This window comes from Shinella sp. GW821-FHT11G07 (assembly GCF_058808115.1).
Genome location: NZ_JBXARJ010000002.1, coordinates 113,830 through 139,625, shown reverse-complemented (window position 1 = coordinate 139,625; position 25,796 = coordinate 113,830). Strand labels below are relative to the sequence as shown.

Here is a 25,796-nt window from a genome sequence, read left to right as displayed (position 1 = left end):
GGCTCCATCGAAAGCTTGGCGATTTCATCCCTCGAAGGGCTTACATGCCCTGCGGGCCGCGGTTCATGGCGGCGATGCCCGTGCGGCACACTTCCGAGAGACCGAGCGGCTTCATGACGGCCACGAACTGGTCGACCTTGGACGACTTGCCGGTGATCTCGAAGATGAAGTGATCGACCGTCGCATCGACGACCTTGGCGTGAAACGCATCGGCAAGGCGCAGCGTTTCCGCCCGCATCTCGCCGGAACCGGTGACTTTCACCAGCGCCACTTCTCGCTCGATCGGCCGCTCCTGGCCCAGAATCTTGGCGCGGACCGTCAGGTCGACGACCCGGTGCACGGGCACGATGCGCTCGAGCTGCGACTTGATCTGCTCGAGCACACCCGGCGTGCCGCGCGTCACGATGGTGATGCGCGACAGGTGTGCCTCATGCTCGGTCTCGGAGACCGTAAGGCTCTCGATGTTGTAGCCGCGGCCGGAAAACAGGCCGATGACACGGGCGAGCACGCCCGGCTCGTTGTCCACGAGGATGGAGAGCGTGTGGCTCTCCGCGACCTGGGTTTCCTTGGCGATGAAGTAGGCGGAGCCCGTGGGCTGTAGGTGTGCGTTCATTGTCGTTCTCTTTCCTCACGCAATCCCAACCGCAAAACCGCTCACGCACTTTTGCTGGAATTGCTCTCCTCTTCATCAAACGAGCTGGCGGCCCTTGGCGTCGATCGCATTGGCAACCGCTTCGTCCGTGGCCTCGTCAGGCAGCAGCATTTCGTTATGCGCCTTGCCGGACGGGATCATCGGGAAGCAGTTCGCCAGATTGGCAACGCGGCAGTCGAAGATGACCGGACGCTTGACGTCGATCATTTCCTGAATGGCAGCATCGAGATCGCCCGGCTTGTCGCAGGCAATGCCGACGCCGCCGTAGGCGTCAGCGAGCTTGACAAAGTCCGGCATCGCTTCCGTGTAGGAGTTCGACAGACGGTTGCCATGCAGCAGCTGCTGCCACTGGCGCACCATGCCCATATACTGGTTGTTCAGGATGAAGATCTTGACCGGCAGATTATACTGAACCGCACAGCTCATTTCCTGGATGCACATCTGGATCGAGGCGTCGCCGGCAATATCGATGACGAGGCTGTCGCGGTGCGCGACCTGCACGCCGATCGCCGCCGGGAAACCGTAGCCCATCGTGCCGAGGCCGCCCGAGGTCATCCAGCGGTTCGGCTGCTCGAAACCATAGAACTGCGCTGCCCACATCTGGTGCTGGCCGACTTCTGTCGTGATGTAGGTGTCGCGGTCCTTGGTCAGCTCGTAGAGCCGCTGGATCGCGTATTGCGGCATGATCACGTCATTGCTCTGCTTGTAGGCAAAGGAGTTGCGTGCGCGCCACTTGGTGATCGAGGTCCACCAGTCGGCCTGGACCGCCCTGTCATAATCCTTGCTGCCAGCGCGCCACAGGCGAACCATATCCTCGAGAACGTTGCCGACATCGCCCAGGATCGGAATATCGACGCGGACGTTCTTGTTGATCGAGGACGGGTCGATATCGATATGGATCTTCTTCGAGTTCGGTGAAAATGCATTCAGGCGACCGGTGATACGATCGTCGAAACGCGCACCGATGCAGACCATGACGTCGCAATCGTGCATCGCCATGTTTGCCTCGTAGGAACCGTGCATGCCGAGCATGCCCAGCCAGTTCTTGCCGGAGTGCGGATAGGCGCCGAGGCCCATCAGGGTGGAGGTGATCGGGAAACCGGTGATCTCAACCAGTTCGCGCAGCAGGCGCGAGGCTTCCGGACCGGAATTGACGACGCCGCCACCGGAATAGATGATCGGACGGCGGGCCGTCTTCATCAGTTGAACGGCCGCCTCGATCTGCCGGGCATCGCCCTGCAGCTTCGGCTGGTAGCTCTTCTGGATCGGAGCGGCAGACGGAGGCGTATAGGTGCCGGTCGCAAACTGCACGTCCTTCGGAATATCAACGACGACCGGACCTGGACGGCCGGACTGCGCGACGCGGAAGGCCTCATGGATGATGCGGGCGAGATCGTTGACGTCCTTGACCAGCCAGTTGTGCTTGGTGCAGGGGCGCGTAATACCGACCGTGTCGCACTCCTGGAAGGCATCCGATCCGATGAGCGTGGTCGGAACCTGGCCGGTGAGGCAGACGAGCGGGATGGAATCCATCAGGGCGTCCTGCAGGGGCGTGACCGCATTGGTCGCCCCCGGACCCGACGTGACCAGCATGACGCCGACCTTGCCGGTGGAGCGGGCATACCCTTCGGCCATGTGGCCGGCGCCCTGCTCGTGACGCACGAGGATGTGCTCGATGTCGTCCTGCTGGAAGATCTCGTCATAGATCGGCAGGACGGCACCGCCCGGATAGCCGAAGATATGCTCTACGCCGTTGTCTCGCAGGGCCTGCAAGACAATTTCGGCGCCCGTCATCTGGTTTTCTGTTCCACTCATCGGATATTCCCGTCCGTCTCTTTAGTATTTCCGGTGTGATTATCGAATTTCTGGGCATAAAAAAAGGCCCCTTGGAGGAGCCTGCTTACCGCGCATGGGTGCTTTCGCCGGGTGGTTACACCACCCTGCCCATGCGCGTTCCCACCACAAGAATGTTTGCCGTCAGATTTTTCATGGGGCGAAGTGTTAGCCACAAAGTATATCCACGTCAACGCTTTTCCGGCTGTAGCGAAACGGCACGAAATCCGGCGCATACGGCAAAACGCGATCCAGAAGCGCGCCAGCCCGAAACGTCTTATTAAGCGGCGGCGGCTAGAATTCTCCTTTGATGGCAAGGAGTGCCGTGTTTGCTGAACAGTGATTTTCAAAGTTCCATCGTGGCGGGCGAACAGGATCGCCGGGACGACGTTGCTCCGGGCAACCGTCTGATGGGACGAGTCGTCGCCTGCAACGGTTCGCACGCCACCATCAGCGCCGTCGCCGAAGGCGGGCAGACGGCAATGACGGAACTGTGGTCCGTCGGCCGGCTCATCTCGATTTCCGTCGGCCGCAACCGCATCGTCGCCCTCGTCTATTCCATGGCCACCGACCAGCAGAGCTGGGTGGAAAATCACGACACGGTCTTCCGCATCGAAGTCGAACTTCTGGGCGAGGTTCATGTCAGCGCGGACGGACGCGAAGAATTCTCCGCAGGCATTACCGACTACCCCCATCTCGGCGCCATTGCGCACCGCATCCGCGCCTCGGACCTCGCCAAGGTCTACGACACCGGCAAGAGCGATGTCTGGGCCATCGGCAAGCTGACCCAGGATGAAAGCATCGACGCGACGATCCACGTGCCCTCCATGCTGGAGAAGCACTTCGCCATCGTCGGCACCACGGGCGTCGGCAAATCGACGTCGGTCACCCTGCTCCTGCACAAGGCCATCCAGTCCGATCCGCGCCTGCGCGTGCTGATCCTGGACCCGCACAACGAATTCGCCTCCGCCTTCGGCGACCTTTCGGTCATCATCGACACGGATACGCTCGACCTGCCCTTCTGGCTGTTTCGCCTCGAAGAGCTGGCCGAGGTCATCTTCCGCGGCCGCCCGCCAATCCCGGAAGAAATGGATATTCTGCGCGACCTGATCCCAGAGGCCAAACGCGCCTTCCGTGGCGCCAGCGACAACGGCCTGATGCGTCGCACCAGCGAAAAGAGCTCGGTGACGGCCGACACGCCGGTGCCGTTCCGCGTCGCCGACCTGCTCGCCTTGATCGACGAACGCATCGGGCGCCTCGAAGGCCGGGCGGAGAAGCCGCACCTGCGCTCGCTCAAGGTCAAGATCATGTCGGCGATCAACGACCCGCGCTACCACTTCATGTTCTCCTCGAACACCATTACCGACACGATCCTCGACACGATCGCGCGCATCTTCCGCATTCCGGGTGACGGCAAGCCGGTGACGACGTTCCAACTCGCCGGCATTCCTTCGGAAGTCGTCAATTCGGTCGCCTCCGTGCTGTGCCGCATGGCCTTCGAAATCGGGCTCTGGAGCAATGGCGCGGTCCACATGCTGGTCGTTTGCGAAGAAGCACACCGTTACGTGCCGGCCGATCCGAAACTCGGTTTTTTGCCGACGCGCCAGGCAATTGCCCGCATCGCCAAGGAAGGCCGCAAGTACGGCGTTTCGCTCGGCATCATCACCCAGCGCCCCGGCGAACTCGACCCGACCATTCTCTCCCAGTGCTCGACGATCTTCGCGATGCGCCTTGCCAACGACCACGACCAGGAAATCATCCGCTCGGCGATCCCGAACTCGTCGTCCTCGACCACGAGCTTCATCTCGTCGATCGGCAATGGCGAGGCCATCGCATTCGGCGAGGCCGTTGCCGTGCCGATGCGCATGCGCTTCTCGCGCGTCGAGACGAACCGCCTGCCAAAGGCCAACGGCACAGGCGTGAAGATCAACGACGAGACGCCGCAAAACGTCGACCTGCGCTCCATCGTCTCGCGCATGCGCGCGATTTCCGGACCGGACATTTCCGGCTTCCAGAACGCCTATATCAGCGCCCAGGGCCAGAGCGGCTCATTGCCGACCGGCTACGAGGATGCACCCTACGAGGACGAGGAAGACTATATCGATACGCTCCAGGCAGCGGCGGCCGCAGCAGCAATCCCGGCACCACAGCCGTCTGCACCGGAACCCTATCGGCCGGACATGCTGCCCGGTGCACAAGGTGCCTACGACCAGTCGCCACAGGAGCGCTTCGAGTCCATTCGCCGCGAACTGACATCCGAACCGCAACGGCCCGCTGCGGATCCTTACCGCCAGCCCGCAGATCCTTACCGTCAACCGACGCGCCCTGCCCCCGCCTTCGGCGAGCAGCAGGAACCGCGGCGCGAAGGGTCCATTCGCGACCAGCTCCTCAAGAAGCCGCTCAGCAGCCTCATCCGGCGCTAGACGCCAGAGGATCGATCCGCGTCCAGCTCTCGTCGAGCTGGTTGCGGAACCAGGTCATCTGGCGCTTGGCATATTGGCGGGTCGCGGCCGCACTCCGCTCGATGACAGACGCCTCGCTCATCTCGCCTGCCAACATCGCCGCTATCTGCGGCACGCCGATCGCCTTCATCACCGGCATGGCAGGGGAAAGATCGAGCGCGAGCAGCGTCTTCACCTCCTCCACCGCACCGGATTTCAACATCTCGGCGAAACGTTGGTTGATGCGGGCGGCGAGCACCGCGCGGTCGGGCAGCACCACGATTTTTTGCGCCCGACCGGGATCGATCACGGTCGGCCCGGTCGCTGTCTGGAACGCGGTAATCGACTGTCCCACCGCCTCCAGCACTTCCAGCGCGCGGACGATGCGCTGGCCGTCACCCGGCTTCAGGCGAATGGCGATTTCGGGGTCACGCTCGGCAAGCTCCCGATGCAGGGCCTCGGCGCCCTCGGCGGCAAGCCTGGCGCGAACCCGCTCCCGAACCGCGTCGGGAATGGTCGGCATGTCCGATAGCCCGCCCGTCAGTGCGCGAAAATACAGGCCCGTGCCGCCGACGAAGACGGGAAGTTTGCCGCGCGCATGCAATTGCGCCACGATGCCGCTCGCTTCGCGCAGCCAGTCGCCGGTGGAGTAGGCGCTACCCGCCGGCACATGGCCATAGAGCAGGTGCTCGATGCCGCCCATATCTGCAGGCTGCGGGCGGGCGGTGAGAACATTCAGCGTGTCGTAAACCTGCATGCTGTCGGCATTGACCACCACGCCGTCGTGCTCGGCCGCCAGTCGCACGGCAAGCGCGGACTTGCCGCTCGCCGTCGGGCCCGTTATCAGGATCGCATCCTGCATTCGATCAAGGTTTCTCATCATGGCTTTCGTTGCCACGCTTGTCGCCAATCCGTCAAATCCTGTTCTGACGCCTGCCATTGCCGAAAAGGCGGCCGATCAGGTCAAGGCCTCCGGTCTCTACTGGCTCGCCGACGGCATCGCCTGTGACATAGCCCTGCGGGATGGCAGCGATATCCACGCGGCCCGCGATACGATCCTCGCTGCAATCGGCGGCCAGCCGATCGACGTCGCTGTCCAGGCGGCCGAGACACGGCGCAAGAAGCTTCTGATCGCCGACATGGATTCGACGATGATCGGCCAGGAATGCATCGACGAGCTGGCGGCCGAAGTCGGCCTCAAGGACAAAGTCGCAACGATCACCGCCCGCGCCATGAACGGCGAGATCGCCTTCGAACCCGCTTTGCGCGAACGCGTCGCGCTGCTGAAGGGCCTGCCGGTCTCCGTCATCGACGAGGTTATCGAAAAGCGCATCACGCTGACGCCCGGCGGGCGTGAACTGATCGCGACCATGAAGGCCAAGGGCTACTACACCGCCCTCGTCTCCGGCGGCTTCACGGTCTTTACCAGCCGCATCGCCGCCACCCTCGGCTTCGACGAGAACCGCGCCAACCTGCTGCTCGATGCCGACGGAAAACTGACCGGCGAAGTGGCCGAACCGATCCTCGGCAAGCAGGCGAAAGTCGATGCCCTCATCGAAATTGCCGAGCGCCTCGGCATCTCGCCGGAAGACGCCATGGCGGTCGGTGACGGCGCAAACGATCTCGGCATGCTGCACGTCTCCGGCGCCGGCGTCGCGCTGCATGCCAAGCCGGCCGTCGCCGCAGAAGCAAAGATCCGCATCGACCATGGCGACCTGACGGCGCTGCTCTACCTGCAGGGCTATCGCAAGTCCGATTTTGCGATCTCTTCCTGAGCGGTGATACAAAAAGGCCGCTGAAGCAACGCTCCAGCGGCCTGACTCAATCTCTCGACAGATGCCAGCAAGCCCCTGACGGGACTTGCCCTTTTTGTCAGTCGATGCGCACGGTGATGTAGCGCAGCGCGCCGGTGCGGTTGGCGATCATCATGAGGACGTTGCGGCGGTCCTCCGTCTTCAGCTTGGTGATGCGGGTCTTGACCTCGTCTGCCGTCGTGACGGCTTCCTGTCCGATTTCGACGATCACGTCACCCGGTACGATGCCGCGCTCGGCCGCTGCCGAATCCGGCGTGACCTCGGTGATGACCACACCCTTGACGCTTTCGTCGATCGAGAAGGTCTTGCGCGCGTCCTCGTCGAGGTCGCCGATCCCCATGCCGAGAACGAGGTCGGCCTTCTCCGGCTCGGCCTGCGCGCCGGTGTCAGGCGCCGTGCCCTCTTCCTTGGTTCCCTCGTCCTGTGTCGCCGCGTCCTCGGCGTTCGCCTGCTCCTCGCCGTCCTCGAGCCGGCCGAGCGTAACCTTGACCGTCATCTCCTTGCCGTCGCGCAGCAGCACGACATCCACGGCCTTGCCGACCGGGCTTTCCGCCACGACACGCGGCAGGTCGCGCATTTCATCGACATCCTTGCCGTCGAAGCGAATGATGACGTCGCCGGTCTCGATCGACCCGTTATCCACCGGGCCGCCCTTGATGATGCCGGCGACAAGCGCCCCCTTGGCCTCCGTCATACCGAGGCTTTCGGAAATATCGTCGGTCACCGGCTGGATGCGCACGCCAAGCCAGCCGCGGCGCGTCTCGCCGAACTCGCGCAACTGTGTGAAGATGTTTTGTGCCAGCTCCGTCGGGACGGAAAAGCCGATGCCGATCGAGCCGCCGGACGGCGAGATGATCGCCGTGTTGATGCCGATGACCTCGCCCTTCATGTTGAACAGCGGGCCGCCGGAGTTGCCGCGGTTGATGGCGGCGTCCGTCTGGATGAAGTTGTCATAGGGGCCGGCATTGATGTTGCGGCCGCGCGCGGAAATGATACCGACCGTCACCGATCCGCCGAGGCCGAACGGATTGCCGATCGCCATCACCCAGTCGCCGATGCGCATGGTGCGGGAATCACCGAACGGTACGGCCTTCAGCGGCGCCTTCGGTTCCACCTTGAGGAGGGCAAGGTCGGTCTTCGGGTCGGTACCAACGAGCTTGGCCTTCAGCTTCGAGCCGTTGGCGAAATTCACCTCGATATCGTCCGCGCCCTCGATGACGTGGTTGTTCGTGGCGATGAAGCCGGACGGATCGATGACGAAGCCCGAGCCGAGCGAATTGACCGTCTGCCCCTGGTTCGAACCCTCGCCGCCATCACCCTTGAAGAATTCGTCAAAGAAATCCTGGAAGGGCGAGCCTTCCGGTACCTGCGGAACGGGCGCCTTGTCGTCGCTCTTGACGTTCTGCGAGGTGGAGATGTTCACCACGGCATCGAGCAGGCCCTCGGCGAGATCAGCTACGGAATCAGGACCCGCCGGCTGAACCTGTGCGACCGCTGGCGCGGCAAACGGTCCCCCGGCGGTCAGCGAAAAACTCACCGCGAGCGCGAGTGCCGCATGGGCTGCGCTGGACCTCGTCTTCAAAGCCATGTTCGGCATCCTCTTTCGTCTGGAGTTCGTGACGAGTGTTTGCCCTGGATACGGCAAAAATCAGTCCGCCACGATGATTTGATCGGAAGTCTTGCCCGTCTTCGCCGCCGGTCGCAAGGCCGGCTTTCACGCGCTACGAATGAACCACACCATCAGCACGCCGAGGGCGACCGCAACCAGCCCCGAGACGCGCAGCTGGCTTTCCGGAATCTTCGGCAGCATTTCCGCCATGCGCTTCAAAACCGAAGGGGCCAGTGCGTACACCAGCCCCTCGATGATCATGAAGAACGCGATTCCCGTGAGGAAATCGGCCACAGCCTCAGTTTGCCGTCGATGGCGTCGTTGCCGTGCCGTTCGTCGTTCCCGTTGCTGCGTCCGAGGTTGCAGGCTTCGAGCCCGTCGCATCCTCGAAGTAACGGAAGAACTCCGACTGCGGCGACAGCACCAGCGTGGTGTCGGACGAAGTCATCGAGTTCCGATAGGCGCTCATCGACCGGTAGAAGTCGAAGAAGGCCGGATCCTGCGAGAAGGCCTCGCCGAACACGCGGTTACGCTCGCCTTCGCCCTCGCCTCGCAGGATTTCCGAATCGCGCTGCGCGGCAGCCACGAACTCGACGACCTGACGGTCGGCGATGGCGCGGCGGCGCTGACCAGCTTCATTGCCGCGGGCGCGGATGAGTTCGGCTTCGGCAAGGCGTTCGGCCTTCATGCGCTCGAAGGTCTGTTGCGAGACTTCCTGCGTCAGATCCGTACGACGAATACGAACGTCGGAGATCGTCAGGCCGAGGTTCGACGCGTCATTCGCCAGTTCGCCGCGAACTTCACGCATCATCGAAGCGCGCTCTTCAGACAGAGCGGATTCGAAGCCACGCAGACCGTAGACGCGACGAAGAGCAGCGTCGAGACGCGTGCTCAGACGCGCTTCGGCCGAAGCCCGATCGCCCGAAACGGTTTCGCGGAAGCGACGCGCGTCGGTGATCTTGTAGACCACGAACGCGTCGACCTCGTAGAACTTGCCGCCCGAGACCTGGACGCGGATGTTGTCGAGGTCGAAGCGCAGAGCCTGATCTTGGATGTACTGCACGCTGTCGGCATCCATGAAGCCGAAGGGCAGCTTGAAGTACAGACCCGGCTCGGTTTTGACGTCCTGGATCTGGCCGAAGCGGATGACGATCGCCTGCTGGCGCTCGTTGACGACGAAGACCGAGGAATAGACGATGAAAAGGAGAACGCCGACGGCGATCAGAATGGCTGGTATACGGTTGCCCATTACTGAGTGCCTCCCGTGCTCTGCTGCTGCTGGGTCGTTGCACGGCCGAGCTCATTGAGCGGCAGGAAAGGAACGACGCCCTGTCCGCCCTGCTTCTCGTCGATGATGACCTTCTTCGAGTTCTTCATCACGTCTTCCATCGTTTCGAGGAAGAGACGCTTACGAGTGACGTCGGGCGCGACCTTGTACTGTTCGTAGATCGACAGGAAGCGTGCTGCTTCACCTTCTGCTTCCTTGACGACACGGTCCTTGTAGGCGGCTGCCTCTTCGCGAACCTGTGCGGCCTGACCGCGAGCGCCACCGAGCTTCTGGTTGGCGTACTGGTTGGCTTCTTCGAGGAAACGGTCTTCGTCCTGCTCGGCACGCTGCACTTCGTCGAACGCATCGGCCACTTCACGCGGCGGTGCTGCGTCTTCGATGGCGACGGTGTTGATCGAGATACCGGCGCCATAGGCGTCCATGGTCGCCTGAATCGTCGCCTTCACGCCTTCGGCAATCGCCTGACGGTTATCGCGGAAGATGTCCTGTGCCGGACGGCGGCCAACGACTTCGCGCATGGCGCTTTCGGAGACCTGCTGCAGCGTTTCAGCCGGGTATTCGAGGTTGAAGAGGTAGGATTGCGGGTCGGTGACCGTGTAGAGCACCGAGAACTGCACGTTGACGATGTTCTGGTCGCCGGTCAGCATCAGGCTGGAATTGTCGGAAGAACCGGACGCCGCCGCGCGGCGGCCGATATTCTGCTGCTGCTCGGTGATCTTGACGAGTTCGACGGTCTCAAACGGCCACATGTGGAAATGCAGGCCGGGCATGGAAACTTCCTGTTTCGGCTTGCCGAAGCGCAACTCGACGCCGCGCTCGTCCGGCTGGACCGTGTAGATCGCGTTCATCAGCCAGAAGACGCCGACGAGCAGCAGCGCGATGACCACCACGCCGCCATTGATGCCACCGGGCATGACGTTCTTCAGCTGGTTCTGACCGCGCCGGATGATTTCCTCAAGGTCGGGCGGGCCACCGTTGCCGCTACCACCGCCGCCACCGCGGGGACGGTTCGGTCCCTGGCCCCAGGGTCCTTGATTGTTTCCACCACCGCCGCCGCCGCCCCAAGGGCCGCCGCCGCCATTTTGATTGCTCCAGGGCATCAATACCTCTTTCTTTCAAATCCCCACGGAGCCTATCCGCATTCCTTAGAAACGCGAACAAGCTCCAATTCGTTGTTTCCGCACAGGTCGCGGATTGTTTCGCCGCGCTACGCAAGGTGAACCCGTTATAGGTATCCCCCGGGCACCTTTCAACAAATCCGCGAGGCCTAGCGCCCTTGTGCGGCAAAATAGTTCGTGATCGACACGATTTATGGCTTACGCGGCCGTTTTCCGGCGCCAGGTGACGAAGCGCATAGCGTGACTGTCCTTCTCACCCTGGGGAATGGGCTCTTCCACGGCCTTCTCGAAAATGGCCGGATCGATCTCCGGAAACCGGGTATCGCCATCCACGTCGGCTTCGACATGCGTGACGTGCAGAACATCCGCCCGGTCGAAGACTTGCGCGTAGATCTGTCCACCACCGATGACGCAGATTTCATCGACACCAAGCTTCTCAGCCTCGCGCCGTGCTGCGGCAAGCCCCTCCTCCAAGGACGGCACAACGTCGGCGCCTGGCGCCAGGAATGTGGCATCCCGGGTAATGACGATATTCGGTCGCCCCGGCAGCGGCCTGCCGATCGAAGCCCACGTCTTGCGGCCCATCAGAACCGGCTTGCCAAGCGTCAGCTGCTTGAAGCGCTTGAGATCCGACGGCAGGCGCCACGGCAGGTCGCCGTCACGACCGATGACGCCGTTCTTCGCCACGGCCACGACGAGGACGATCTTGGCTGCGCTCATGGTTCGGCTTTCCTGGAAAATCAGACGGCGATGGGCGCCTTGATGGTTGAATCGGCTTCATAGCCGATCAGGGTGAAGTCCTCGAATTTGAAGGAGAAAAGATCCTTCACCTCCGGATTGAGCTTCATGAAGGGGAGCGGCTTCGGCCGGCGCGTCAACTGCGTGCGCACCTGCTCGAAATGGTTGGCATAGATATGCGCGTCACCCAGCGTGTGCACGAAATCGCCGGGCTGGAGCCCGCTTACCTGCGCCACCATCATGGTCAGCAGCGCATAAGAGGCGATGTTGAACGGCACGCCGAGAAAGATGTCGGCAGAACGCTGGTAGAGCTGGCAGGAAAGCTTGCCGTTCGCCACATAGAACTGGAACAGGCAGTGGCATGGCGGCAGTGCCATCTCGTCGACCAGTGCCGGGTTCCAGGCCGATACGATATGACGGCGGGAGTTCGGATTGCGCTTGATGCTGTCGAGGACGGCGACGATCTGGTCGAGGTGCCGGCCGTCGTGCGTCGGCCAGGAGCGCCACTGGTAGCCGTAGACCGGGCCAAGCTCGCCGTCGGCATCGGCCCATTCGTCCCAGATGCTGACGCCGTTTTCGTGCAGATAGGCGATGTTCGTATCGCCCTTCAGGAACCACAAGAGTTCGTGGATGATAGAGCGCAGGTGCAGCTTCTTGGTGGTCAGCACCGGAAAACCTTCGGAAAGGTCGAAGCGCATCTGGTGGCCGAAGACGCCGCGCGTGCCCGTGCCGGTGCGATCACCGCGGTCGGTGCCGTTTTCCATCACATGGGCGAGAAGATCGAGATATTGCTGCATGGTCGCCGCCGATTCGTTGTCCAGCACAATATATAAGGGCGAGAGCGGCGGCGGCCAAAGCGTGAAATCGGGTTGTCCCGGATTTCCTCAGGCGAGCGCGCCCAGCTTTCCGAGTTCCTTGGCGGTGAGATAGTAGAAGGTGACGCGCGATTTCGTGCGATCGTCGGCCATCGCCTTGCAAACGGCTTCCACAGCGTTGTCGGCAGCATCACCCGTGACGCCGAACTTCTTGGCGCACCATTTTTCCTTCACGCGGTTCAGTTCCTCGGGATCGGAGCAGGAGACGAGCGAAGAGTCGCGGTTGCGCAGCGCTATGCCGAGATGGCTCACGATCTTCTTGACGATGGCCTCGTCGGCACCGCTGTCATATTTGCGGACATCTGCGAGATAGTCGGTCATGCTGTCTCCTCTGCGATCACTCGGCTTCCGCCATCATGCCGGACCCGCCGCAGGCGCATGTTTTTCCCGCAAAGATGGCAAGTCAAGGGCGAATGAACACCAGCTGTGCGATGGTAACGCTTTGCGCCGCGCCAACAATCTCCCGCTGTAGTTTCAAGAGACTGGCATTTTTGCACTTTCTGAAGGAATGTCCGGTAGTGGTCTATCGATGCGGCTGGCCAACGCGCCAGACGACAACGGACGGTCATCGCGTGTGAAACAGGCTGAAGACTACTCGCACCGGTTTCGGCTTGCCTATGGCATGGCCGCTCTTGCTGTCGGCGCCCTGGCAGCGGGCTGGGCTATTGTCTTTGCTTTCATGCAGGCCTGGTCGCTGGTGGTGATGGATGGTGCCGTGGTGACGGTGGCGTTCGTCAGCTTCTTACTGGCGCGCCGCCATCAGTTTTCCGCAGCGCTGCTGTTCTCGCAGATTTCCTTTTTCGTCATAACCGTCGTCTTCTGCCTGCTGTTCGATGTCCCGAGTGAGGCGGCACCGCGGGTGTCGCACCTTTTTCTGCTCGTTCTGGCACTGCTCGGCTACATCAATTACCGGCGCGAGAGCTCTGCCCTGCAACTCGCCATCGTCGGCCTGTGCCTCGCAGCCTTCGTGGTCTTCGCCAGCACGAATGCCGCCCTGCCCTTCGCCGAGCCGATTGCCGATCACTTCCGGCTCTATGGTTCGTGGGTGAACACTATCATCGCGGTCGCCATGTTGTGCGGCGGTGTCTACGCGATGCAGCGCGAGTTCGCCCGGGACCTCAATCAGGTGCGGGAGATCAAGGCGGCGCTGACCAACCGCGAATTCGAGCTGTTCTACCAGCCTCAGGTCGACGAGACCGGCGGGTTGACCGGTGCGGAGGTGCTGCTGCGCTGGAAGCGGCCGGGTGGAGGTTATGTCTCGCCCGCCGAATTCATCCCCATTGCAGAACAGGCCGGGCTGATGCCACGCATCGGCGACTGGGTGCTGACACAAGCCTGCAAGACGCTCGCGGCCTGGCAACAGGAAGAGTCCACGCGCGGCCTGAAACTCGCGGTCAATGTCAGCGTCGACCAGTTCATGGAAGCGAACTTCGTCGATGCGGTGCTGAACCGCATCCGCACGCTCGAGCTTGATCCGACCCTGCTCAAGCTTGAGCTCACTGAAAGCATGATGGCGACGGACGTCGCTACGATCGTCGAGAAGATGCGGGCGCTGCGTACCGCCGGCATCACCATCTCGCTCGATGATTTCGGCACCGGCTATTCCTCGCTCAGCCACCTGCGCCAATTGCCGATCCACGAGATCAAGATCGACCGGTCCTTCGTGCAGGATGCGCCCGGCAACAAGCGCAACCGCCTTCTCCTGAAAAGTATCTTCGATATCGCCAACATGCTGGAACTCTCGGTGGTCGCGGAAGGCATCGAGACGAAGGAACAGCTCCTGTTGCTGAAATCCTTCGGCTGCACCGCGTTCCAGGGGTTCTATTTCGGCCGCCCCGTGCCTCTGGCCGAATTCCAGAGGCAATGGACGAGCGACATGCCGCCACCGCTTGCCGAAACCGCCTGAACCGAATTGCGAATTCCTGTCACAAAGTCCTTTTCTTGGGCGGCGGTAATGCCTATATGTAGGTTGCTGCCTCGGCAGCTATGGCAATAAATGAGCGGTGTAATAAACCCATTGGACCCGGGGGCGGTACCCGGCGCCTCCACCAAAAACCGGTCAGGTCAACGGACCGGCTTTTGATGGGGGCGAAATAGGATCGACAAGGGCGTAAAGATCGACTTTTTGCTCGGCATTGTACCACCGTTATCGGGCTAAACTTGTAGTTGCAAACGACAACTATGCGGAAGCTCGTCTCGCTGCTTAATCGCGGTGTGACACTTCAAATCAAGTCCTAAGGGGTCGCACTCTTAGGCGGGGTTCGGAGGCACCTGGCAACAGAAGCCTTCACCTTCTCCAATCCCTTGAAATGGTCTATAGCTGTGCCAGATGACTCGTGTCGCAAGGCGTGGGACTGGAGCAATTCCGGCAAAAGTGCATGGCGATTTTGCCGCCGCAATTGCGTCGAAACAACGGATGGAGCATTTTGCGATTCGCAGAAATGCCCTAATGAAATGCCTGAATACAAAGGCAGGAAGAAAGACAGGAACGGATGGCGCAAGACCACATTCGATACGACATTCTCGCCCAGGACGCGCTGCGGAGCGTCATTCGCAAGGTCTTGTCCGAAGTCGCGGTCACGGGGCATCTCCCCGGCGAGCATCATTTTTTCATCACCTTCCTGACCAATGCCCCCGGCGTGCGCATCTCGCAGCACCTCAAGGCAAAATATGCCGAGCAGATGACCATCGTCGTCCAGCACCAGTTCTGGGACCTGAAGGTTACCGAAAGCCTGTTCGAGATCGGCCTGTCCTTCTCCGACACGCCGGAAAAGCTCGTCATTCCGTTCAATGCGATCCGCGGCTTCTATGATCCGTCGGTCAGCTTCGAACTGGAGTTCGACGTTCCGGCCGTAGAGGAAGAGGAAGAACATTCCGCCGAGATCACGGCCTATCCGGCCGCCGCGGAAAAGACCGAGGACACCACCGAAGAGCCGACGCCCCCGACCGATGGCGACGACAACAACAAGGGCGGTTCGGTCGTCTCGCTCGATTCCTTCCGCAAGAAGAACTGAGCCTTGCGATGAGCGGCGACGTCGTCAATCTCCGCCAGTTCCGCAAGCAGAAGGCGCGCTCCGAAAAAGAGACGCAGGCCGAGCAGAACCGTGTCGCCTTCGGCCGCACCAAGGCGGAGAAGACACTGACGCGCGCGCTGAACGAAAAGGCGCAAAAGACCTTGGATCAGGGCCGCCTGGAGCGGCCCGACGAGGATAAAGGCTGAGCTTTCAAAGCCTTGTCGCAAAATTGTGATTCGATCTGCCAATCCCCTGAATCAGCGCGTAAAGATGGGCATGATCCGTAAATACTCCACCACGCTGCACGGCCATCGCACGAGCTTTTCGCTCGAACCCGCCTTTCATGACGAGCTGAAGGCCATCGCCGAGGAACGCGGCGTCCCGGTCGCAGCACTCATTCGCGAAATCGACGACGCACGTGGCGTCGACGGCAACCTTTCCTCGGCGCTCCGCCTCCATGTGCTGGACTGGCTGAAGCGACAGGCTGGCGACGCCGCGGCTTAATTGACGCCCGGTAGCGAGTCGAAATTAAGGTTCTGCCCGCTGTCGAGCGGTGGCAACTCGCCGCCGCGCTCGACGCCGTCCTCAGGCGACACCGGCAGTCGGCGGCGTGTCGCCTCATCTTCCGCTCTTTTGGCCTCTTCAGCAGCACGCTGTTCGGCAAGGCGGCGTGCCTGCTCCTGTGCCTCCAGGAGAAGACGGGCGTCATCTGCTGCCTTGCGGCGGGTCCGTTCGGCCTCTTCCGCGGCCGCGCGGGTCGTGCGCTCCTCGTCGGCCCGTTTACGCGCTTCGACGCGGCGGCGCTCTTCCTCTTCCGTCTGAAGACGCATGGCCTCGGCAAGTGCTGCACGCGCCTCCGTCCGCGAGCGGTAAAGGGCAGCTTCACGCCGCAGACGCTGCTTCTCGAGCACATTGGCCTGGAGCGTTTCCACGCGCCGGCGTTCCGTTTCGAAACGGCGAAGCGACAGGTAGTTGGCAAGCGGCTGGACATCGAGTTCGACACCCGGCGCTTCGATAAGGCCGCGATAGGAAAGCGCGACCTCGGGATCGGCACCGGCAAGAGCCTCGTCGCCGGCCTTGTAGGTGACCGATAGCTTTCCGGTCATCGTATCATTGGCAAGATCGATATCCGCATCGCCAACAAGTGCCGCGCGGCTATCCTCTCCGGTTACGCTCTGGACGCGCAGCTTACCGCCCGCAAGCGCAAAGGGAATGCGCACCGCGCCCAAAGCCGCCTCGCCCTTCAAAATCACATCGGATGCGAAAGCCGCCACGCGCTCCGCCGTGATATCGCCGTCGATGCGATCCGCTTCCGCCAGGAGTGCGGGCAGCGCGCCGGTATCCAGCCCGTTCACAACAAGATCGGAGACCTGCACCTCGCCCGAGCCGCTCGCACCTTCGACCATGGCGCGCACACTCTTGCCGGACGCGTCGACGGCTAGCGTCACATCCGCCTTGCCCGTGGCAACCATGCCTTTCGGCCCGGCCCAGACGATTTTCGAAAGATCGGCACCGGAAAGCGTGGCGCGTGCCTCGAACAGCCCGTTTTCCTCCGCATTGGCGACCTTGATACGACCGGACAATTTTCCGCCCAGCCAATCGCCGGCCATGTCGGTCAACGTCAGTTCGCCGCCCTTCCAGACGAGATTACTCTTGAAACCTCCCACTGCGCCATAAAGGCCCGGCCAGAAGGATCCTGCCTCCAGGGCAATGGACATGTCCGCAGTATCCTGGAGCGGCTGCACAAGCGGTGCTGCATTCAAGCCGCCCTCGACCATATCCGTCACCGGGCCTGCCACCGCCTCGGCGAGAAACGGAAAGTCGACCGTATCGAAGCGCAGCGCGCCCGTGCCTTTCAGCATCGCCGCCGTTCGATCGAGTGTCACCGTGCCGGAAAAGGCATTGCGGTCGGCCTCGCCGACAATATCGCTGATCGCGACGGCCTCGGCGCTGGTGGCCACGGCAGCCTGCAAGGTCAGCGGCAGGCCAGCCCCCACCTGCGGCAAGGCGATCGCATTCATCATCAGATAAGGCTCGATATCATCGCTCTTGGCGGAAAGAACCAGCGAACCGCTCAGGAAGCTTTCCGCCGACAGGGCGGCCTTGCCCTTCGCCGAGATCGATGTTTTGCCGGCATTGAAGGCGGCCGAGACCTCGGCCGGCCCCTCCTCCGGCTGCGCGGCCCGGAATGTCACGCTGGCATCCGGATCGGCATCGAAGGGCAGCGGATCGAGCCCGATCTGCCCGGCCAGCACGACGGACTGCGAATTGAAGATGCTGCCATCCAACTCGAAATTGCGGCCGCGCAGCAGATCGGCAAGCGTCGAAGCCGACAGCTTCAGTTCAACGCGGCCCTCATTGACGGGACCATTCACCGTGATGGTCGCCGGGCCTCCGTCTTCGCCGGAGACAGCGGCCCGGACCGTGAGATCGGCATTGTCGTAGTAGCCAGCATTGGCGACAAAGCGGCTGAGCACGGGATGGGCCGTGAGATGCCGTGACAGAAGGTCCGCGACCGGACGCATCACAGGCGCCTTCACCGTCATGTCGAGCCCGGCGCTTGGCGCGAGAAGCGTGCCCCCGAGCGTACCGCTTGCCGACAGCTCCGCTCCCTCCAGCGAGGCGACCTTGAGCCGGTTCAGCGTCAGCAGGCCATCCTTGACAGTAAGGGCGGCATTGACACCGGAGGCGGTCTCACCAAAGGCGTCGAAACGATCTGCCCTGATGTCGAGCGCGATCGAGTGTTCCAGCACTGTCGAAACGGATGCATCGCCCGCGACGAGGCCGACCAGGGCCTGAAGGGATTCCAGTTCGACTTCGTTGCCGTGCAGCTGGAGCGACAAGGTGGGCGACGCGTCCGCGCGCGATTCCCGTTCCAGTCGGCCCAGCAACGACGCCTCGCCAATAGCGATTTCGAGATTTTCGAAGCGCTGCAACTCATCCGTCAGGTTCACCTGGGCGGAGAAACCGGCCGTCTTCAGCTTGCGGATTTCCGGATCGACGGAACCGGCAAGCCAGGTCGCAAGTCCCGACGGCTGATTGGAGGCAACCAGGAGATCGCCGACGAAGCCGCGGTTTTCCCGCAGCATCAACCGTCCCTTTGCTTCCAGCGCAGTGCGCCCGGGCAGAAGCGCATCCGCCCGGTCGATTTTCCAGCCGTCGCCGTCCGGCTTCACATCGAGACGCACTTCGCGCACCGTCGTATCGCCCACCACCACGGCGGGCAGGAAGAGGCTCGCACGTCCCGGCACCTGCGGGATCGGGATATCGGCGGCAATGGCGAGCAGCGCCTGAAGCCGTTGGCGGACGGTGACCTGCGGATTGCGGCCAGTCTTGCCCGCCTCGCCGCTGTTGCCGATGCGGCTGACATCGATCTGCTGGCCATCGGCGATCAGCAGGAATTCCGGCGCGCGGCCGGTATCAAGGGTCGCCTCGCCGGTGACGACATAGGGATCGTCACGCGGCCCGGCTTCCAGGCGGTATTCGGGGATGCGGATGCGTTCGTTCGAAAGCTCGAACTTGCCGGCGACGCGGATCGGCTCAGGCGCCCCCTCGCCCTTCGGCCGCGGCTTTTCCGACAAGGTGAACGCGCCATCATAGAGCGGACGGAAGTCGACGACCTTCAGCGCGCCGTCGAGATCGGCGGTGAAGGAAAGCCGGTCGGGCACCACGCGGGCGCGCATCGAGAGGGCACCATTCTCCAGTTGCCCGCTCGAAAGCTGGAACGCGCCGCTCTCGCCATCGAGCGCCGCTCGGCCATCGATGCGCCACGGGCCGCCCAGCGACTTGGCCGAAATCTGCGCATCAAGCCCAGTGACATGGCGCGTGCGGCCGGTCTGTTCGTCGACGAACTCGACCTCGCCGCCGCTGATCTCGACATTTTCGAGGATGACGGTGCGGGCCGGAATATCGGACTTCCGACCACGCGCCCAGTCGAGCGTGCCGTCCTGGAAGAGTTTGATACGCGCCTTGGGGCCTTCGATGCGCATGTCGAAGATCAGCGCCTCGCCGGACAGGAACGGCGCCAGTTCCGCGTCCATGGAAAAGCGCGCGATTTCGACCAGCGGCTTGCCCTCTTCCGGCGCGCCGACGCGCACGTCGTTGAGTGTCACCGAGGGAAACGGGATCAGCCGCGCATCGACGCTGCCGTGCACGGTGACGGGGCGCCCCATGATGCGGCTCGCCTCTCGCTCGAAATCCTGCCGAAAGCTGGTCCAGTCGACGAAAAGCGGTGCAAGCAGCGCCGCAAAGAGCGCCACGACCACCAAGCCACCAACGAAGAGCATGATCCTAGAAAGCACGCAGCCTGCCTTGAATTCCGTTTCGTTCCGTCAGGATAACGCGAACGTCCGCTAGAGGGTCGAAAAAATCTTGCCCGGGTTCAGAATGTTGTCCGGATCGAGCGCCTGCTTGATCTGCTGCATGAGCAGAACCGAGCCGCCAAGCTCGCCCGGCAGGAAGGATTGTTTGCCCTGCCCTATACCATGTTCGCCGGTGCAGGTGCCGTCCATGGCAAGTGCACGGGCATTGAGCCGCCCGACAAAGGCCTCGACCTGGGCCACATGGGTGGGATCCTTGTCATCGAAGACGAGACTGACATGGAAGTTGCCGTCGCCGGCATGCCCGACGATCGGCGCCAGCAGGCCATGTTCCTCGATATCGGCCTCGGTTTGCGCGACGCAGTCGGCGAGCCTGGAGATCGGCACACAGACGTCCGTCGCGATGACGGAGTAACCCGGCCGAAGCGCCTTCGCCGCCCAATAGACATTGTGCCGCGCCTTCCAGAGCTTCGCGCGCTCCTCGGCATCCGAAGTCCACTGAAATTCGCCGCCGCCGCATTCCCCGGCAATCGCGCCGAATTCCTCAGACTGCAGGCGAACGCTGTCCTCATTGCCGTGGAATTCCACGAACAATGTCGGTTGCTCCGGCAGCGTGAGGCCCGAATAGGCGTTGCAGGCCTTGATCTGCAGCGTGTTGACCAGCTCGATCCGCGCGACGGGGATGCCGAGCTGGATCGTCATGATCACGGCATCGCAGGCGTCCTTCAAGGTCGGAAAGCCGCAAATGCCGCCAGCGATGACAGACGGAATGCCCTGGAGGCGCAGCGTGATTGAGGTCAAGACGCCGAGTGTGCCCTCGGCACCGACGAAGAGGCGTGTCAGATCATACCCCGCCGACGACTTTCGCGCACGGCGGGCCGTGCGGATTTCCTCGCCGGTTGCCGTCACAGCGGTCACCGCCAGCACGTTGTCCTTCATCGTGCCGTAGCGAACGGCATTCGTGCCGGAGGCGCGCGTCGAGGTCATGCCGCCGATCGAGGCATTGGCGCCCGGATCGATCGGGAAGAACAGGCCGGTATCGCGCAGATAGGCATTCAGCTCCTCGCGGGTGATGCCCGGTTCGACCGTGCAATCGAGATCCTCGGCATTCACCTCCAGCACGCGCTTCATATTGCTGAAATCGATGGAGATTCCGCCATGCGGCGCATTCACCTGCCCCTCCAGCGAGGAACCGGTGCCGAAGGGTATGACCGGCACCTTCAGTTCCGCGCAGAGGCTGACGATCGCCTTCACCTCTTCGGCAGTCTCGACGAACACGACACCATCGGGAAGCTGGGCGGGAATATAGGTCGTGGTGTGCGCATGCTGGGTCCGGATCGCTTCGCCGGTTTGGAAACGTTGGCCGAAACGCTCGGCAAGACGCGGCAGTATCTCGGCAATGCCTTGCTCGTTGCGCGTGCCACTCCTGATGTCCGCCAATGCCATCGTCATACCCTCACTGCCTGTGGGGTTTACTCAGCAAATTGGCGCCCGGCTGTCCAGCAGCAATATCCGATCCTCATCAGCATTTCCGGCCGCGACTGTCCGGCCGTCACTCCGCCGGTTGCGGCAGAGCGCCGTCGCCGCCCTTGGAAAGGGTCTCGGCGTGCTGCAACTCGGCGGCAAGGCGCCGTTCCTCGTCGGCATGCGGGCTGGTAAAGCGGGCGATCACCAGATAGGCGACGGGTGTCAGGTAGAGCGTGACGACCGTCGCAAGGCCAAGGCCACCGACGAGCACCCAGCCGAGCGAGACACGCGCCTCCGCACCCGCGCCGCTTGCCAGCACCAGCGGCACGGCACCGACGACGGTAGCGATCATCGTCATCATGACCGGGCGCAGGCGGATGTTCGAGGCGTTTTCGATGGCACTGCGGATATCCTGTCCGCGGTCGCGCAGCTGGTTGGCAAATTCGACGATCAGGATGCCGTTCTTCGCCATGATGCCGACAAGCAGCACGAGCCCGATCTGGCTGTAGATGTTGAGCGTCGTGCCCGTCAGGATCATTGCGAAGACGGCGCAGGCAAGCCCGAGCGGCACCGTCACCATGATGATGATGGCACTGACGAAGCTCTCGAACTGCGCGGCCAGGACGAGGAAGATGATGATGAGGGCGAAGCCGAAGGTGACGGCAAGGCCGCTCGAATTCTCCTGCAGCGTCGCCGCTTCCGCCATCGGCATCAGGCGCGAGCCTTCCGGCAGCAGCGGCTCGGCCATCTCCTGCACCATTGCCAGCGCATCGCCGAGGGCAAGGCCATCCTTGAGGCCGGCCGAGAGCGAAACGGCGCGCAATTGCTGCTCGCGCGAAAGCTGCGGCGCGACGGCCTTCTCTTCCAGCGAGGCGATGGACGACATCGGTACGATCTTGCCATCGCCGGTCTTCAGGAAGATGTTTTCGAGATCCATCGGATCGTTGATCGGCTGGGTCGTCGAGGAGAGTTTGACGGGATAGGCCTGCCCCTCGACATAGATGTCGACGACGCTCGTGCCTTCCAGCATCGCCTGCAAGGCGGTCGAAAGGCCGGTAATGTCGATGCCGAGATCGGCGGCGCGTTCGCGGTCGATCGTCACCGAGAGCTGTGCCTGGTTGGCCTCATAGTTCAGGCGCACGTTCTGGAAGCGGCCGCTGTCCTCGATCTTGCGCACGAGTTCGGCCGCGGCGTTGCCGAGCTTGGTATAGTCGTTGCCGACGAGCGCGACCTGGAGGCCGTTGCCGGCGCCGCGAATTCCGAGGCTGTTCGGCTGCATGGCGAAGGTGCGCACCGAAGGCACTGTCGCAACCGCCTGGTTGATATCCTGTACGATCTGCTGCTGCGCGCGCTCGCGCTCGCTCCACGGCGCCAGCGTCAGCACCATGAAGCCGCTGTTCGAAGAGCCGCCCTGCCCGGAAATCGAGAAGATGTTGACGATCTCCCCGCTGTCGTAGAGCGGACGAAGCTTGTTCTCGATCAGCTTCATCTGGTCCTGCGCGTATTCGAGCGACACGCCCTGCGGCGCATTCACGCGTAGCATCACCATGGACCGGTCCTCGCTCGGAGTCAGCTCGGACTTGATGGTGAAGAAGGAGGTCGCGCCAGCCGCGGTGAAGAGCAGCGCTACGATGAAGACGATGAACGGTGCTCCGAGGCAGGCGCTCAGCGTCGAGCGATAGAAGCGCGAGGCCGCGCCACCGATACGGGCAAGCACGCCCGTGTGCCCATGCGTCATGTCCTTCGTCAGCATGCGGGAGGCGAGCATCGGGCACAATGTCAGCGCCACGAAGGAGGACAGCAGAATGGCGAAGGCAAGCACGAAGCCGAACTCGCGGAACAGCCGCCCCGCCTGGCCCGGAAGAAAGGAGAGCGGAATAAAGACAGCTGCCAGTGTCGCCGTCGTCGCAATCACGGCGAAGAACACTTCCAGCGTGCCTAGGATCGCCGCTGCGCGCGGCTTCAACCCCTCCGCCCGCCGACGCACGATATTTTCCAGCACCACAATGGCGTCGTCCACCACAAGGCCGGTCGCCAGGACGATGGCGAGTAGCGTCAGGATGTTGACGGAGAAGCCGGCTATGTAGATCGCCGCGATCGTACCGATCAGCGCGATCGGCATGCTGATCGTCGGGATCAACGTCGCCCGCCAGTCGAGCAGGAAGAGGTAGATGACGAGGGTCACGATCAGCACCGCGACGACCAGTGCGATCTCCACCTCATGGATTGCGCCTTCGATGAAGACGGCGTCGTCGCTGGTGATCTTGATCTCGGTGCCTTCCGGCAGGATGGTGCCGAACTGCGCCACCATCTGCTTCACGCCGGTGGAAATATCCAGCGTGTTCGATTGCGCCTGACGGATGATGCCGAGCCCGATGCCCTGCCGCCCATTGGAACGCAGCGCGGTCGAGCCCTCGTCCGGCCCCAGCGTCACCATCGCGATATCGCCGAGGCGCACCCGGTTCTTGATCATCAGGTTTTCGAAGTCGGCCGGCTTGGTGAGGTCCGCCGTCGCGCGCACCGTGATGTCCTGGCTCTGGCTTTTCAGTGAGCCGGCGGGTACGTCGAAGGAGGCGGTCGCCAGCGCATTGCGCAGGTCCGCCACCGTAATGCCGCGCGCCGCCAGCTTCGACTGGTCGACGTCGACGCGAAAAATCTTCTCCTGGTCGCCATAGACGACGACGTCCGCGACGCCCTCGACGGAGGCGAGCCTGTCGGTGATCTCGTTTTCGGCAAGCAGCGTCAGGTCTTCCAGCGACTGGGTGTCGGAGGTCAGCGCGAGACGCATGATCGGCTGGCTGTCAGCATCAGCCTTGACGACGCGCGGCTCCTCGGCGCCGTCCGGAAGCTGGTTCGATACGCGGCCGAGCGCATCGCGCACGTCATTCGCCGCCTGGTTGACGTCAGTCGTATCGGAAAATTGCAGGGTAACGCGGCTACGGCCGAAGGACGACTGCGAGGAAATGTCCTTGATGCCTTGCACGCGCGAGACGGCACCCTCGACAACGTCCGTCAACTCGCGATCGACCGTCTCGGGCGAGGCGCCCTCGAACTCGGTGGACACGCTGATCACCGGCTGGTCGACGGAGGGAAGTTCGCGAATTTCCACGCCGTTGAAGGCGGCAAGGCCGGCGACGACGATCAACGTGTTCAGCACAAGCGCGAAAATCGGCCGACGGATGAAGAGTGCGGTAAACCCCGCCTTGCCGGACGTATCGAGCCCGTTCGCGTCCCCCGACATTACGAGCCCTCCGCCACGGAGGACGTTGCCTGGCGGTCCTGCTCGGCGGTGCGCACCGCGCCGCCGGGACGCAGCGTCTGCACGCCTTCGGTGACGACCTGATCACCCTCGGCAAGTGCTGCCTTCACCAAAACCTTGTCGGGATTGCGCTGGACGATATGGACCGGCACGCGCTCGACCTTCTCGCCGGCTACCCGCCAGATGTAGGAACCATCCGAACTCCACTGCACTGAGAGCGGATCGACGCTCGGATAAAAATCGCCTGCGAAGAGCATGTTGACCTGAAAGGACATGCCGGCGCGCAGCACATCCTCGGGATTGTCGATGCGGGCACGCACACGAAGGGTGCGGCTTTCCTGGTCGATGCGGTTGTCGATCGCCTGCACCTCGCCCGAGAAGGTTTCGCCCGGCCGCGCCACGGCCGTCGCGGTGATATCGCCGCCGACACGCACGCTCGTTGCAAAACGCTCCGGCACCCAGAAATCGACGAGGATCTCCGAACGGTCGTCGATGACGGCAATCGGGCTCGACGTCGTGACATAATCACCGGAATTGACCGAGATAATGCCGACCACGCCGCCATAGGGCGCAATGATATCGCGCCGGCGCAGCGTCAGTTCGGCATTCTGCAACACAAGTTCAGCCGCCTTCAGCGCGGTTTCGGCATCCTGCAACTCCGCAACACTCATGGAGGACTTGAGGTTCTGGATACGCTTGAGCTTCTGGTCAGCACTTTCACGCGCCACACGCGCCTGGTCGGCGGCGATGCGCTGTTCGTCGCTGTCGAGGCGGGCGATGACCTGCCCCTGCTCCACCCGGTCGCCGGATTTGACCAGCACGTCCGTCAGATTGCCGGTCGCATAGGGCGTCACCGTTACGGTGCGGATCGCCTCGCCGTTGCCGATGGCATTGAGCCGGTCATTGACCACGGCCATGGCGACAGGTTTCGTGGCAACGAGCACCGGCCCGCCGCCGAAGCCGCCACGCCGGCCGCCTTGCTGTCCGCCTTCCGCCTGCCCCTCGCTCGCAGGAGCGATCGCGGCAACGAGCGTGCTCGGCAGGCCGGCGGCCTCGAGCATGTCGTTTGCCCCAGGCACGAAGCGGCCCCAGAGCAAAACCCCGGCCGAAATGACGCCAAGGCTTATGAGGAGCTGTTTCCAAACCCGCATGCAATCTCTCTCCGATGAAAGCGAACCGACACCTGTCGAGATGCGGCATAGAGCAAGTATCCTGCTTTGGAAATGAACCGGCAATGAAAGAATTGGATCATTACCGAAATGTAAGATTGGCGGGCCGCTCTGTTACCGAAATGTAAGAAAACGTGGAGAAATCTTCTCTTCTCGCTCCTTTGGCGAGCATGGTCGTGACTGGACCATCCTTGCGCTTG

The 25,796-nt window shown here is 62.6% G+C and carries 20 protein-coding genes and 1 other RNA gene; 7 read left to right on the top strand and 14 right to left on the bottom strand.

From position 1 onward, the window contains the following. Positions 1–40 precede the first annotated feature (40 nt). Together ilvN and AC1RT2_RS04140 are read right to left on the bottom strand one after the other, a co-directional pair. Entirely contained in the window at positions 41–613 is a 573-nt protein-coding gene (gene ilvN, locus AC1RT2_RS04145) for an acetolactate synthase small subunit (protein ID WP_069058396.1), read from the bottom strand. Positions 614–688: 75 nt separating this feature from the next. Beyond that, positions 689–2,467 (bottom strand): acetolactate synthase 3 large subunit, encoded by a 1,779-nt coding sequence (locus AC1RT2_RS04140; protein ID WP_069058395.1) that lies wholly within the window; start codon positions 2,465–2,467, stop codon positions 689–691. Between the two features lie 347 nt (positions 2,468–2,814). Between AC1RT2_RS04140 and AC1RT2_RS04135 the strand changes: the two genes are divergently transcribed. Next, the gene (locus AC1RT2_RS04135; RefSeq protein WP_069058394.1) at positions 2,815–4,908 is read left to right on the top strand and encodes an ATP-binding protein; all 2,094 of its coding nucleotides are present in this window, start codon (positions 2,815–2,817) and stop codon (positions 4,906–4,908) included. Here AC1RT2_RS04135 and miaA read toward each other — a convergent pair. Then, a complete protein-coding gene (miaA, locus tag AC1RT2_RS04130; RefSeq protein WP_493099732.1) occupies positions 4,895–5,809 on the bottom strand; it encodes a tRNA (adenosine(37)-N6)-dimethylallyltransferase MiaA in 915 nt (304 codons plus the stop codon). The two genes, AC1RT2_RS04135 and miaA, sit on opposite strands and share 14 nt — an antisense overlap. Between miaA and serB the strand changes: the two genes are divergently transcribed. Further along, positions 5,808–6,701, top strand: coding sequence for a phosphoserine phosphatase SerB (serB, locus tag AC1RT2_RS04125; RefSeq protein ID WP_069058392.1), 894 nt, complete (start codon positions 5,808–5,810; stop codon positions 6,699–6,701). The genes miaA and serB overlap by 2 nt on opposite strands. Before the next feature lie 97 nt (positions 6,702–6,798). Here the strand turns inward: serB and AC1RT2_RS04120 are convergent, their stop codons facing one another. The 7 genes from AC1RT2_RS04120 to AC1RT2_RS04090 all read right to left on the bottom strand — a co-directional run bounded on the left by AC1RT2_RS04120 (position 6,799) and on the right by AC1RT2_RS04090 (position 12,689). After that, the gene (locus AC1RT2_RS04120; protein ID WP_069061346.1) at positions 6,799–8,328 is read right to left on the bottom strand and encodes a DegQ family serine endoprotease; all 1,530 of its coding nucleotides are present in this window, start codon (positions 8,326–8,328) and stop codon (positions 6,799–6,801) included. Positions 8,329–8,454: 126 nt separating this feature from the next. Further along, complete coding sequence (locus AC1RT2_RS04115; protein WP_493099729.1) at positions 8,455–8,643, bottom strand: DUF2065 domain-containing protein; 189 nt, start codon at positions 8,641–8,643, stop codon at positions 8,455–8,457. 4 nt (positions 8,644–8,647) lie between these two features. Beyond that, positions 8,648–9,598, bottom strand: coding sequence for a protease modulator HflC (gene hflC / locus AC1RT2_RS04110; protein WP_069058390.1), 951 nt, complete (start codon positions 9,596–9,598; stop codon positions 8,648–8,650). Next, positions 9,598–10,737, bottom strand: coding sequence for an FtsH protease activity modulator HflK (gene hflK, locus AC1RT2_RS04105; protein ID WP_069058389.1), 1,140 nt, complete (start codon positions 10,735–10,737; stop codon positions 9,598–9,600). Before hflK ends, hflC begins: the two co-directional genes overlap by 1 nt. Positions 10,738–10,953: 216 nt before the next feature. Then, positions 10,954–11,475: a dihydrofolate reductase gene (locus tag AC1RT2_RS04100; protein ID WP_493099726.1), complete on the bottom strand. Its 522-nt coding sequence runs from the start codon at positions 11,473–11,475 to the stop codon at positions 10,954–10,956. A gap of 20 nt (positions 11,476–11,495) precedes the next feature. Then, positions 11,496–12,290 carry a thymidylate synthase gene (locus tag AC1RT2_RS04095; RefSeq protein ID WP_493099724.1) on the bottom strand — a complete coding sequence of 265 codons (795 nt, stop codon included), beginning with the start codon at positions 12,288–12,290 and terminating at the stop codon, positions 11,496–11,498. 87 nt (positions 12,291–12,377) lie between these two features. After that, the gene (locus AC1RT2_RS04090) at positions 12,378–12,689 is read right to left on the bottom strand and encodes a DUF2853 family protein (RefSeq protein WP_493099722.1); all 312 of its coding nucleotides are present in this window, start codon (positions 12,687–12,689) and stop codon (positions 12,378–12,380) included. A gap of 253 nt (positions 12,690–12,942) precedes the next feature. Between AC1RT2_RS04090 and AC1RT2_RS04085 the strand changes: the two genes are divergently transcribed. From AC1RT2_RS04085 to AC1RT2_RS04065, 5 genes are all read left to right on the top strand, one after another. After that, positions 12,943–14,274, top strand: a complete 1,332-nt coding sequence (locus AC1RT2_RS04085; protein WP_493099720.1) for a putative bifunctional diguanylate cyclase/phosphodiesterase — start codon at positions 12,943–12,945, stop codon at positions 14,272–14,274. Positions 14,275–14,300: 26 nt separating this feature from the next. Then, positions 14,301–14,660, top strand: a transfer-messenger RNA (tmRNA) gene (gene ssrA / locus AC1RT2_RS04080). A 200-nt stretch (positions 14,661–14,860) separates the two neighbouring features. Next, positions 14,861–15,382 (top strand): SspB family protein, encoded by a 522-nt coding sequence (locus tag AC1RT2_RS04075; protein WP_493099718.1) that lies wholly within the window; start codon positions 14,861–14,863, stop codon positions 15,380–15,382. Positions 15,383–15,390: 8 nt separating this feature from the next. Beyond that, positions 15,391–15,588 (top strand): DUF4169 family protein, encoded by a 198-nt coding sequence (locus AC1RT2_RS04070; RefSeq protein WP_493099716.1) that lies wholly within the window; start codon positions 15,391–15,393, stop codon positions 15,586–15,588. A gap of 70 nt (positions 15,589–15,658) precedes the next feature. Continuing rightward, a complete protein-coding gene (locus tag AC1RT2_RS04065; RefSeq protein ID WP_069061345.1) occupies positions 15,659–15,886 on the top strand; it encodes a ribbon-helix-helix domain-containing protein in 228 nt (75 codons plus the stop codon). Here the strand turns inward: AC1RT2_RS04065 and AC1RT2_RS04060 are convergent. The 4 genes from AC1RT2_RS04060 to AC1RT2_RS04045 form a co-directional block, all read right to left on the bottom strand. Continuing rightward, positions 15,883–19,683 carry an AsmA family protein gene (locus AC1RT2_RS04060; protein ID WP_493099714.1) on the bottom strand — a complete coding sequence of 1,267 codons (3,801 nt, stop codon included), beginning with the start codon at positions 19,681–19,683 and terminating at the stop codon, positions 15,883–15,885. The genes AC1RT2_RS04065 and AC1RT2_RS04060 overlap by 4 nt on opposite strands. A 51-nt stretch (positions 19,684–19,734) precedes the next feature. After that, positions 19,735–21,147, bottom strand: a complete 1,413-nt coding sequence (locus AC1RT2_RS04055) for an FAD-binding oxidoreductase (RefSeq protein ID WP_493099712.1) — start codon at positions 21,145–21,147, stop codon at positions 19,735–19,737. 106 nt (positions 21,148–21,253) lie between these two features. After that, positions 21,254–24,409 carry an efflux RND transporter permease subunit gene (locus AC1RT2_RS04050; RefSeq protein ID WP_493099710.1) on the bottom strand — a complete coding sequence of 1,052 codons (3,156 nt, stop codon included), beginning with the start codon at positions 24,407–24,409 and terminating at the stop codon, positions 21,254–21,256. Continuing rightward, on the bottom strand, positions 24,409–25,578 hold the full coding sequence (locus AC1RT2_RS04045) for an efflux RND transporter periplasmic adaptor subunit (protein ID WP_493099708.1): 1,170 nt from the start codon (positions 25,576–25,578) through the stop codon (positions 24,409–24,411). The genes AC1RT2_RS04050 and AC1RT2_RS04045 overlap by 1 nt, the downstream gene beginning before the upstream one ends. Positions 25,579–25,796 lie beyond the last annotated feature (218 nt).

What these genes read in the sequence shown, in the direction of transcription:
- AC1RT2_RS04050 (WP_493099710.1), bottom strand. Translation starts at nt 24,409, where the DNA reads ATGTCGGGGGACGCGAACGGGCTCGATACGTCCGGCAAGGCGGGGTTT.
- AC1RT2_RS04070 (WP_493099716.1), top strand. Translation starts at nt 15,391, where the DNA reads ATGAGCGGCGACGTCGTCAATCTCCGCCAGTTCCGCAAGCAGAAGGCG.
- AC1RT2_RS04140 (WP_069058395.1), bottom strand. Translation starts at nt 2,467, where the DNA reads ATGAGTGGAACAGAAAACCAGATGACGGGCGCCGAAATTGTCTTGCAG.
- AC1RT2_RS04120 (WP_069061346.1), bottom strand. Translation starts at nt 8,328, where the DNA reads ATGGCTTTGAAGACGAGGTCCAGCGCAGCCCATGCGGCACTCGCGCTC.
- AC1RT2_RS04045 (WP_493099708.1), bottom strand. Translation starts at nt 25,578, where the DNA reads ATGCGGGTTTGGAAACAGCTCCTCATAAGCCTTGGCGTCATTTCGGCC.
- AC1RT2_RS04100 (WP_493099726.1), bottom strand. Translation starts at nt 11,475, where the DNA reads ATGAGCGCAGCCAAGATCGTCCTCGTCGTGGCCGTGGCGAAGAACGGC.
- miaA (WP_493099732.1), bottom strand. Translation starts at nt 5,809, where the DNA reads ATGATGAGAAACCTTGATCGAATGCAGGATGCGATCCTGATAACGGGC.
- ilvN (WP_069058396.1), bottom strand. Translation starts at nt 613, where the DNA reads ATGAACGCACACCTACAGCCCACGGGCTCCGCCTACTTCATCGCCAAG.
- AC1RT2_RS04095 (WP_493099724.1), bottom strand. Translation starts at nt 12,290, where the DNA reads ATGCAGCAATATCTCGATCTTCTCGCCCATGTGATGGAAAACGGCACC.
- hflK (WP_069058389.1), bottom strand. Translation starts at nt 10,737, where the DNA reads ATGCCCTGGAGCAATCAAAATGGCGGCGGCGGCCCTTGGGGCGGCGGC.
- AC1RT2_RS04065 (WP_069061345.1), top strand. Translation starts at nt 15,659, where the DNA reads ATGATCCGTAAATACTCCACCACGCTGCACGGCCATCGCACGAGCTTT.
- serB (WP_069058392.1), top strand. Translation starts at nt 5,808, where the DNA reads ATGGCTTTCGTTGCCACGCTTGTCGCCAATCCGTCAAATCCTGTTCTG.
- AC1RT2_RS04075 (WP_493099718.1), top strand. Translation starts at nt 14,861, where the DNA reads ATGGCGCAAGACCACATTCGATACGACATTCTCGCCCAGGACGCGCTG.
- AC1RT2_RS04055 (WP_493099712.1), bottom strand. Translation starts at nt 21,147, where the DNA reads ATGGCATTGGCGGACATCAGGAGTGGCACGCGCAACGAGCAAGGCATT.
- AC1RT2_RS04090 (WP_493099722.1), bottom strand. Translation starts at nt 12,689, where the DNA reads ATGACCGACTATCTCGCAGATGTCCGCAAATATGACAGCGGTGCCGAC.
- hflC (WP_069058390.1), bottom strand. Translation starts at nt 9,598, where the DNA reads ATGGGCAACCGTATACCAGCCATTCTGATCGCCGTCGGCGTTCTCCTT.